The organism is Pseudoflavonifractor sp. An184 (assembly GCF_002160305.1).
GTDB lineage: Bacteria > Bacillota > Clostridia > Oscillospirales > Oscillospiraceae > Lawsonibacter > Lawsonibacter pullicola.
In genome coordinates this window covers 52000-61762 of record NZ_NFKI01000017.1, presented here as the reverse complement: position 1 = coordinate 61762, position 9763 = coordinate 52000, and the positions used below count along the sequence as shown (strand labels likewise).

The window sequence follows — 9763 nt, the reverse complement described above, 5'->3', positions numbered from 1 at the left end:
CTCGAGGCGGGCTGCCGCCCCCTCGAGCTCCCCCGCCAACACTCGGGCGGATTCGTCTGAACAGAGGTTTTTCGACAAGCTGAGAGGCCGTCCGCGCTGCGGACGGCCTCTTCGTCTGTGTCTGTGAAAAATACCTCTGCGGAACAGAACCCGCCTGAATGTAAGCGGGGGAGCGGCGCCTGCCGCGACGGGAGGGATGGGACGCGGCTCCGCTCTCCTCCCGGGGCTACCCGCGCCGCCTGTCCTGGACCTGGCGCACCGTCAGAAGCTCCCCCTCCACGGTGAACTTCACCTCCAGAGGGCCGAACTCCAGGCCGTAGACCCGGTCCGGCCGGTGCTGGTACTGGGGGCGGGGGTCCTGGGCCAGCACCCCCAGGAGGGCCTCCCGCAGCGCCTCGGGCACCTGGCCCAGAAGCTCCGGGGCAATCTCCACCTGGAGGGTGGGCTCCTTGGGCTGGCTGGCAAAGCCCCCCGCCGCCTCCGGGTGGCAGTCGGCGTAGGGGAGATAGGGCTTGATGTCATAGATGGGGGTGCCGTCCATCAGATCGGCCCCCCGCACCAGCAGCACCGGGCCGTACTCCGGGTGGCGCTGAATCCCTTCCAGGGCCACGCAGGACAGGCCGATGGGGTTGGGCCGGAAGGGGGAGCGGGTGGCGAACACCCCCATACGGGTGTTGCCCCCCAGGCGAGGGGGGCGCACCGTGGGGGACCAGCCGTCCCGCACCGCCTGGGAGAACTGCCAGATCAGCCAGATGTGGCTGAACCCCTCCAGCCCCCGCAGGGCGTTGGGATTGCGGTACTCCGGCTCAAAGACCACGGTGGCCCGCAGGGCGTCCACCAGGCCGCTCTGCCGGGGAATGCCGAACTTGGTGTGGAAGTCGCTGCGGATGTGGGCGATCACCTGAATGGTATGCTGCTGGGCCATGGGGTTACCTCCCTTGTGCGGAATTGGGTGCGTCTCTTGGACGCGGACACGGGCGGGCAGAATGGGACCCCTGGGCTCAGGCGCGGTCCTGCCCGCTGCGGGCCTTATAGGCCTCCCCCCAGTTTCCCATGGCGTCCAGAATGGGCTTCAGGCTGTAACCCAGCTCGGTCAGAGTGTACTCCACCCGGGGCGGGACCTCGGGGTACACCTTCCGGGTAAGCAGGCCGCTCTCCTCCATCTGCCGCAGCTGGGCGGTGAGCACCTTCTGGCTCACGGTTCCGATGGACTTCTTCAGTTCGCCGAACCGCTTGGTCCCCGGCATCAGGTCCCGGAGGATCAGCACCTTCCACTTGTCGCTGATGAGGGTCAGGGTGGTCTCCACCGGGCAGGCGGGGAGTTCTTTGGCCGCAGTTGACATTTGAGTCCCTCCTTGGTCCATAGGTTCTGATTGGGATGTATGGCTTGATTATATCCTAAGTCTCCGGGCCGCGTCAAGGCGCTGTGCCGCCTCTGCCATCTCAAAAATTTTTTTGCGCCGCCCGGGCCCGCAAAGCCTTGGGCGGCGCAAAAGTTTCCAGCTGGTAACCGTCCAAAAGTTACGTTTTGGTACCTATACCACAAGATTGTGCGTACTTTTCAAAGGCGTTTGTGTGCGCTATGATGCAGTCACAGGGGCAGGAGACCCCCGCCGGAACATCCCAAGGAGGTAATTCACTATGAACAAAAACGCGTATGAGACCGTCAAGCTGCCCAAGGGCGAGATGCATGTGTATGACTTCGGCGCGGCCAGGCTTCACGCCTACCAGACCAAGGACCCCATCGACAATGAGGTCTTTCTGGTGGAGAAGGACGGCAAAGCCGTCATTTTGGAGAGCCCCTGCTTTTTTGACAACATCCGGGAACTCACGGACTATCTGACCGCCCGAAAGCTGGAGCCGGCGGGGATGCTGGTGGCCTATCACGGGGCCGGCGCGTCCTTCCTGCCCGGCGTGCCCAAGTACGCCACCCGGAACGCCGTGGATTACTCCGCCCAGGGCGGGGGAAAGACGCTGATTGACGGCTTTGCCGCCGCTTTTGGGGCTGGGTTTGACGCCTCAGTCCACCCGGTGGACCACATCCTGGAGGAGGGGGCCGTCACCATCGGCGGCATCGAATTTGTGATCCACCCCACCGCCGAGGCCTTCGATGTGGAGCTTCCTGCCCTCAACGCGGTGTACACCCACATGCTGGGCCACGACTGTCACTCCATCGTGGCGGGCGCGGGCCACGCCGGCGCCATGATCGCCCAGCTGGAGGGCTATATCGCGCGGGGATATGACCTGATCCTCACCTCCCACTACACCCCGGAGGACTGGAAGGACGCCCGGACCAAGATTGACTATCTGAAGGAGCTGAAGTCCCTGGCCGCCGCCAGCGGAACTCGGGACAGCTTTCTGGCGGCGATGAAGGAGAAGTATCCCCAGTACAGCGGAGAAAACTACCTGTCCATGACAGCGGACTTTTTCTTCGCCTGACAGACCGGCCTGGAGAGGAGAGGGGCGTTTATGGAGCGTTTAGAACAGATCGAGGCCCTGAATCAGATCCTGCTGGCGGAGATGCCCGAGTACCGGGCCCAGGGAGAGCAGTTTCCCAGGGAGGAGGGGGCCCAGCGGCGGCTCCTGCGCAGCCTGATGAACCTGCGGCCCCCCGTGCCCCTGGACCCGGACTTTCTGGCGGCCCAGGACGCCCTCCTCTCCGCCGAGACGGCGGAAAAGGGGGTGGTGGACGGGGACGCCCTGGTCCCCACCCAGGCCGACCCACGCCTGGTCCTCTGGCAGGGGGACATCACCCGGCTGCGGGCGGACGCCATCGTCAACGCGGCCAACTCCGCCCTGCTGGGGTGCTTCCATCCCTGCCACGGGTGTATCGACAATGCGATTCCTCACTCAATCACACAGGGGTTTACCTGGTCAAGCAAGATCGAATGCTGCTGCACTTAGAATTTCCGTGGGTTTCGATTGCCTCTGATGCCTCTCCGAGAGAACAGCTCCGATATTATCGAGAGTACCGCGTCCCTCTGCGGCGGGAATTAGGAGATATAACCGGAATATCAGAGACAACGATTTTGAACTATGAGCTTGGCTATATGCCCATTGCCTATGATAAGGCAAAGAGACTGGCAAAGGCGTTAGAGATAGACGAAAAACTTCTCTTTGACGATTACTGCCGGTTTCTGGACTATCCATTTCAGCTTCGATGCAAGGAACTTCGTTTGGAATTAGGACTGACGCAGTTTGAGATTGCAGATAAAGCAGGAATAGCCCGTGGGACGTATGGCACATGGGAATGTGCTGCGGTCAGACCTGGCCGTGTGCCGTTTCAGAAATTTGCAGCTTTTATTACTTCCCAAGGAAAAGAGGTAGTATTGCCTTTTGCTGTATTTCAACTGGCGTTTTCCGTTTTCCCCAGGAACGGGCGGCTGAAATCGCAGTCAAAACAGTTAGGAGCTTTCTTGAGGCGGACAGCTCCATTCAACAAGTAATTTTCAATGTCTTTACGGACAAGGATTTAGAAATCTATCAAAAACTGCTTAACAACTAAATATAGCGGCTCTTGTGGGCCGATGGATTGACGGACATTGGTGTTTCTGCTGATGTCCGTTTTTCTATGCCTAAAATTAGATGCGAAAGGGGGTTCCGGGCTGGGCCTCCTTTTTGTGTCTCAATGGAGGTGAGAAGCATTGAGCGACAAGCCCGCGTCACCTGCCAGGGGACGAAAGAAAACCGCCCCGCCTGCCCAGCAGCCACCCCAGGAAGAAGTGGTGGTTCGCCTGCCGCTGACGGACCTTTACCCATTCCCGGACCACCCTTTTCAGGTGCGGGACGATGAGGAAATGAAAGAGACAATCCAGAGCGTCAAAGAGTATGGCGTGATTGTCCCTGCCATCGTGCGGCCCCGCGAGGAAGGTGGCTATGAGATTGTGGCCGGACACCGGCGCAAATACGCCTGTGAGCAGGCCGGTCTGGACACGATGCCGGTTCTGATCCGCAACCTGGACCGGGATGCGGCCACCATCATCATGGTGGACAGCAACCTTCAGCGGGAGAACATCCTTCCCAGCGAAAGGGCCAAGGCGTACAAGATGAAGCTGGAGGCTATCAAGCGGCAGGGCGCACGAAACGATTTGACTTCGCCGAAAATTTCGGCGAAGTTGAGAAGTGATGATGAAATCGGCCAGCAGATGGGGGTCAGCGGCGATACGGTCCGCAATTATATTTCCCTGACGAACCTGGTTCCGGAGCTGATGCAGATGCACCACAATGAAGTGCCCTTTAACTCCAAGGGGAAGGCGCTGCTCTCCGGGATGGTCTACTGCGCCCACTGTGGTTCCAAACTGGTGCTGACCACCAGCAGCGGCAGAAGAGCCAAGGGTGAGCCCAAACGGGAAACCCATATCCGCTACGCCTGCCACTACAAGATCCGCCATCCTCAGGACTGTGATGGTCAGACCGGATACTCCGGTGAGAAACTGGACGGCATTATTGATAAGATCGTCATCCAACTCTTTGAGCGGATGAAGACTGCACCCAGGAGCCAGCTCATTCAAAAGCAGCGGGAGAAAGAACTCCAACTGGCAAACAGTTCAGTAGCAAATCTGGAGAAACTCCACGCCGCCGCAGAACGGGAACTGGAGAGCTACAAGAAAGAGATCATCAAGACCATCAATGGGACTGGCAGTTTTGGAGCGGACATCCTCGGCGAGATGATAGAGGACACCCGAAGCAAACTGGCGGCGCTGGCACAGGAATTGGAACAGGCCAAGGAAAAAGCGGCTGATCTGAAGAGCTCTGCCGTTGCCGTCCAAAAGGAGTATGACAAGATTATGTCCTGGGCCGACCTGTATGCGGGGAGTAGTATCGAGGGAAAGAAGATGATCCTGCGGCAGCTCATTGAGCGGGTGAATATCGGGAGGAACTTTGAAATCGAAGTGGAATTCAAAATCAGTGTCACACAGTTCTTCGACTTCCTGCATCCGGAAGGGGACAAGAGTGTGTACTATCGTGCATCCTGAAAGCATGAAAAAAACTCGGGAGATCTCAAAACGAGATCTCCCGAGTGTGGTGGACCTAATCGGGATCGAACCGACGACCTTACGGATGCGAACCGTACGCTCTCCCGAACGCGACACAGCACGGGCCCCACTCTTTTGGCCAAGCAAGGCTTTTTGCCAGCTTTACTTGGGCCCGTGTATTGCGCGGGATTCTTAGGGGATGCGAACCATTGGGAGGAAGCCTCCGAATGATTCGCATCTTGGCCCCAAATGAGTAATTCTTTGTTGAGAGATTTTCGCTAAGGTGTCCTCTATTTTCCCTCAAAAAAACACTGTCCAACAGGGTCTTCCTCTTAACTCCTTTTGGGGAGAGTTCAAGTCATCCCAGACACGGAGATCCTCCCAAAATATCTTTTCGAAATTCACTCTTTTTTGAAAACAAAACCCGCACCAAATTGGAACTGCAAATGTCTTTTGATTCTATCCACGGTGAATCCTTAATTTCTTGAGCTTTCTCGCAAGTGCTCAGGGAGCATTTGATCAATCTCCTCCGTGTCAAAAAACTGTTCTTCATCTTCTTTTAGTGCCTTTTGCGCCGCAAGGTAACTTCTGTGATCAGTTGGTCGAGCTGTTGTATAGACTTTTGCTGTAGACTCCTGGAGCTTATCTCGTCGCTCCATGATAATATCTTCGCTTAGAACTGAGAAGTCTGTAAGAAGAGAAATATATTGCTCTCGAATAATCCATAATTCGTGGGCTGTTGCGCGGTGACTGCTAATATCGCCAGCAAGGTCGAATTCTTTAAAGAACAAATTAAGTGCCAGTAAGATTGTCGAAACAATACCCGCGACCCAGGTCATGACAACTTCATCTGAAGCTATTGCGCCAAGAAATCCACCAGTTGAAATAGCAGAGAGAAAAATTTGCCATATCCTTATTCTTTTATTTTTCTTGACCAAAAACTCTGCTTGCTTTAAATGCGTTGTATATGTGTAAACAACTCGGCCAAAAGCCTCTCTGATTTGGACTTTTAAATCTCGCTTGTGAGATTCATTATGTTCCATTGAATTATTCTCCTATAAAAATGGCTGCCATTTTCAATTAACCATATAGTTAAGCACTTTCCACAGACATTCTGTGCTGTCTCTCCAGCTTAATACCTGGTTGCTTCCAGGAGCATATAAATGATATATTCCTCTTTGAAGATAGTTTTCTAAACTTTTCAGGAGATGGTTTTCATATTCTCCCCATGCAGAAGTTGAAGTTTCTCCATCAGGTACCCACTTCCAGCTTCCGATGGTTGAAAATACAAAGCTATCTATTACAATTCCTGATAGATGGTAACTTTTATAATTGCTATCTCGAACACTTCTAATATGCTTACAGGTATCATAAAGTAATCCATTGCTTTGCCTATTTTTTGCATACATAGCTTCTTGTTCTGCTTTAGGATTCGTGGGCAGCCAGTTTCCTCCCATATTTGTGTCAGGGTAGATATATGTACCGTCCCACTGACCAATCCAGTTCAAATTTTTAAATGCAGGAAGTATCTCGAATTTCATACCATCGCTAAAGGAAATTATTACAACTTGCCCATCAGCTCTCACATCGCTACGAGGATAGGTATTTAGAATTGCTAATCTCACCGCTTGTAGTAAGCGAGATTGTCCATTCCCTTTAACAACATCATACTGCATATATCTATTCTGTGGTAATTCAACCAAGATGTCAAGATCGCTGGTATTGACTGCTGTCCCACGCCCATATGAACCGACATACAAGCTATGTTCTAATTCGCTATCGATACCCCAAAATTCACGGTTAATAGCACGTGTCACAACATGATACCGCATAGAGATTGTTTCCCGAATAGCTTGCGGAATTATTTCCTGATGCTTACATACATGTGAACTCATGATATTATACCTCACTTATAGGCGGACCATAATATATAGAAAATTATACCATGGAAAGCATCCATTTTAAAGCCACATACCATCCATACGGATCAAAATATTTTGCGGATTAGGATTCACAACAAGAATTACTCTTATTAGGGTAGGTCATAAAGCAATTGGCTCTCAATCTGTACAATATCATCCAAAACTATCTCCTGTCCGCCAACCATGCTCAAAATTCTTTTAAATTCGTCAATCTTTTTTGCTCGGCCGACAGTTGTGACATAGGATCCGCCGTCTTTCCGCTCGTCCGGCTGGAACCAGATGACCGTGACCTCCGGCTGCTCGGCAATGTATTTCAGCAGCACCGCCTGCCGTCGATCTAACTCCGCTCTGGTGTCCTCGTCCAGATCCATTCTCTGGTCTGTCAGCCGGGCGGTTTCCGCGACGGCACCCGCGTGACCGGAGAGGGCGGCGAAGGGGCTGAAAATGGCGGCCCGCTCTGAAATCGGCATCCGAGGGTGCTTGGCGGAGGTGGGGTGGGGCAGGTGGAGGATATCGTCATATTTCCCGCTCATGCGTGGTGCCCTCCTATGGTCTGATTCCGCTCCTTGGCAGTGGCCCCCTCCTCCAGGTTCATCCCTTTGAGGATGGCGTTCTTGCCGAACTTCTTCTTGATCCCCAGCATGGCCTCCTGAATCTTCCGCTCCCGGGCATGGGCGGCCTCGTCCGCCTGCTCCCGCTGCTCCTTGGCGGCGTAGTCGGTGAACAGATCCAACTGCTCTGCCTCATCCTTGGGCACATCAACCTCGGGGAGCAGCTTGTTGGCGCTGATGCTCAGTCGGCGGATCAGTAGATTCTCGTCCACGATCCGGTCGTAAAGGGCACTCACCGCCTTCAGCAGATCGCTGGCGGAAGAAGTGTAGGGGAAATTCTCTGTCCCCACGGCGTGCTTGGGGATCTTCCGGCCATAGCGATCAGTGGTCACCGGGCCGCGGTAGCTCTGACGGCGGCTTGGGTCGTCCAGATTCTCCCGGTCGTAGCCCACGGTGAGTACCAGCTGGTTGGTCACCAGCCCTTTGTCCACCAAATCCAAGGCCAGGGCGTCCGCCATCTCCCGCACCACCAGCCTGGCTTTCTCGAAGTCGTAGGGACACTGCAGGACTTGCCCGGAGACGATACTTTTGTTCTCCGGCTTATAGGCTTTCACGTCCGCAATAGTGCAGGGCTCCCAGCCCCAGGCATGGTCGATCAAAATCTCCGCATTGACGCCGAACAGCCGGTACAACAGTTCCTCGCTGTGGTAATCTCCAGGTTTGCCGATGGAACACCGGGCGATGTCGCCCATGGTATATAGTCCGTGAGCCTCCAGCTTATTGGCATAGCCCTTGCCTACCCGCCAGAAATCCGTCAGGGGGCGGTGGGTCCACAGAAGACGGCGGTAGGTCATCTCATTCAGTTTGGCAATCCGCACTCCATCTTGATCTGGATGGACGTGCTTGGCTACGATGTCCATGGCAACCTTGGCAAGATATAGATTGGTACCCATTCCCGCCGCAGCGGTGATGCCGGTAGTCTTCAGAATGTCCAGGATAATGGTGCGGGTCAGTTCCCGCGCCGTCATCTTATAGGTGTCCAGGTAGTTGGTGATGTCCATGAACACCTCGTCGATGGAGTAGGGGAAGATGTCCTCTGGGGCGATATATTTCAGATAGACGCTGTAGATTTTCGTACTCCAATCGATGTAATGAGCCATCCGGGGCGGAGCCACGATATAGTCCAGAGCCAAGGCAGGGTTCCCCTGTACTTCAGGATCGTTCCAGGAGGCGCCGGTGAGCTGATGGCCTGGAGCGTCCCATTTCCGCTTGGCGTTTACCTCTGCCACCCGCTGTACCACCTCGAACAGCCGGGCCCGGCCAGAGATACCGTAGGCTTTCAGAGAGGGGGAGACGGCCAGGCAGATCGTCTTCTCCGTGCGCCGCTTGTCTGCCACCACCAAGTTGGTGGTCATGGGATCCAACCCCCGCTCCACGCACTCCACCGAGGCGTAGAACGATTTCAGGTCACAGCAGATATAGGTCCGTTCTTTCATGCCCGCTCCCTCCTTCCATTTTAATTAGTATCTCACAATCGCTGTCCCATTATCGGGTCCAACCCAGCACGGTGTCCAGTTCCCCCAGGGCCGCGTCCGGAAAGTTCTTCCGTACCTGTTCATAAATCATGGTTTTGGATTCCGCCGGGTCCACGGAATAGGCGGAAGAAATGTGGTCATAGCCCCACAGGGCCTCCGGGGTGGTGTAGATGGAGAGGGGCCAGCCGTAGGGTGCGCCCCGTTTATTGATTCGCTGCCGGAAGTCCCGAATCAAGAGATAGCCGCCCATCTGCAGGTCGGTGACGGTACCCTCGAAGTTCTTTTCCCCGCCCTTGCCGAAGCCGGCCCGCTGTTTCAGGGCAAAGGAGAACCACTCGTCCTGCCCGGCAAAGCAGTCCATGATCCGCTTCTGGCGCATGGGAGCCAGCTCGTCCTCCCAGCGGCTGTCGAAGTCGTACCCGTCCCGCCGCCAGTTGGCAAAATGGGGAAACCAGGCTTTGGAGATGAAGCCGGCCTTCTTCCCAAAGAACTTCCCGTAGGCCACCTTGCCGCTGCGGGCCATCAGGCACCGCCACTCCCAGGGGTCCTGGGCTTCATCCCCAGACCACCAGTAGAGGTCAGCGGTGTTCTCCTCCACAGAGAATCCGTCCACCTCATTTTTGAACAGGGGCAGAAAGCCAATTTCGTCAATCCACTCGATCAGCTCATCCCAGCTCTGAATGCGGGCGGGATCATACCAGTCCAGTCCCCGCATGATCCACTCGCCGTTCTCGATGGCCATGATATTCCCACCTCTACCTTGCTGCCATGATTATAGC

Annotated in this window: 10 protein-coding genes, 1 tRNA gene and 2 pseudogenes; 5 read left to right on the top strand and 8 right to left on the bottom strand. The window is 55.2% G+C overall.

Annotation, left to right across the window (positions count from 1 at the left end; all coding sequences use genetic code 11):
* Positions 1-226 precede the first annotated feature (226 nt).
* Positions 227-925: a tRNA (N6-threonylcarbamoyladenosine(37)-N6)-methyltransferase TrmO gene (gene tsaA, locus B5F19_RS07780; protein ID WP_087289531.1), complete on the bottom strand. Its 699-nt coding sequence runs from the start codon at positions 923-925 to the stop codon at positions 227-229.
* Between the two features lie 76 nt (positions 926-1001).
* Positions 1002-1343: a helix-turn-helix domain-containing protein gene (locus B5F19_RS07775; RefSeq protein ID WP_087289530.1), complete on the bottom strand. Its 342-nt coding sequence runs from the start codon at positions 1341-1343 to the stop codon at positions 1002-1004.
* 298 nt (positions 1344-1641) lie between these two features.
* Here B5F19_RS07775 and B5F19_RS07770 point away from each other — a divergent pair, with 298 nt between their 5' ends.
* The 5 genes and pseudogenes from B5F19_RS07770 to B5F19_RS07755 all read left to right on the top strand — a co-directional run bounded on the left by B5F19_RS07770 (position 1642) and on the right by B5F19_RS07755 (position 4976).
* The gene (locus B5F19_RS07770; RefSeq protein WP_087289529.1) at positions 1642-2439 is read left to right on the top strand and encodes a hypothetical protein; all 798 of its coding nucleotides are present in this window, start codon (positions 1642-1644) and stop codon (positions 2437-2439) included.
* Between the two features lie 30 nt (positions 2440-2469).
* Positions 2470-2904 (top strand): hypothetical protein, encoded by a 435-nt coding sequence (locus B5F19_RS07765; RefSeq protein ID WP_087289528.1) that lies wholly within the window; start codon positions 2470-2472, stop codon positions 2902-2904.
* A pseudogene (locus B5F19_RS18305) lies at positions 2889-3095 on the top strand (helix-turn-helix transcriptional regulator); the annotation flags it as partial. The gene B5F19_RS07765 and the pseudogene B5F19_RS18305, both read left to right, overlap by 16 nt.
* Before the next feature lie 230 nt (positions 3096-3325).
* Positions 3326-3505, top strand: a pseudogene (locus tag B5F19_RS07760) (macro domain-containing protein); the annotation flags it as partial.
* A gap of 217 nt (positions 3506-3722) precedes the next feature.
* On the top strand, positions 3723-4976 hold the full coding sequence (locus B5F19_RS07755; protein ID WP_343219422.1) for a ParB/RepB/Spo0J family partition protein: 1254 nt from the start codon (positions 3723-3725) through the stop codon (positions 4974-4976).
* Positions 4977-5023: 47 nt separating this feature from the next.
* On the opposite strand, the gene B5F19_RS17465 is transcribed toward B5F19_RS07755, so the two are convergent.
* The 6 genes from B5F19_RS17465 to B5F19_RS07730 all read right to left on the bottom strand — a co-directional run bounded on the left by B5F19_RS17465 (position 5024) and on the right by B5F19_RS07730 (position 9726).
* Positions 5024-5104 (bottom strand) — tRNA-Ala (locus B5F19_RS17465).
* 348 nt (positions 5105-5452) lie between these two features.
* A complete protein-coding gene (locus B5F19_RS07750; RefSeq protein ID WP_087289525.1) occupies positions 5453-6019 on the bottom strand; it encodes an SLATT domain-containing protein in 567 nt (188 codons plus the stop codon).
* A 33-nt stretch (positions 6020-6052) separates the two neighbouring features.
* A complete protein-coding gene (locus B5F19_RS07745) occupies positions 6053-6871 on the bottom strand; it encodes a nucleotidyltransferase domain-containing protein (RefSeq protein ID WP_087289524.1) in 819 nt (272 codons plus the stop codon).
* Between the two features lie 137 nt (positions 6872-7008).
* Entirely contained in the window at positions 7009-7431 is a 423-nt protein-coding gene (locus tag B5F19_RS07740; RefSeq protein WP_087289523.1) for a hypothetical protein, read from the bottom strand.
* Positions 7428-8945, bottom strand: a complete 1518-nt coding sequence (locus B5F19_RS07735) for a DNA methylase (protein WP_087289522.1) — start codon at positions 8943-8945, stop codon at positions 7428-7430. The genes B5F19_RS07740 and B5F19_RS07735 overlap by 4 nt, the downstream gene beginning before the upstream one ends.
* Before the next feature lie 49 nt (positions 8946-8994).
* Positions 8995-9726: a hypothetical protein gene (locus B5F19_RS07730; protein WP_087289521.1), complete on the bottom strand. Its 732-nt coding sequence runs from the start codon at positions 9724-9726 to the stop codon at positions 8995-8997.
* Positions 9727-9763 lie beyond the last annotated feature (37 nt).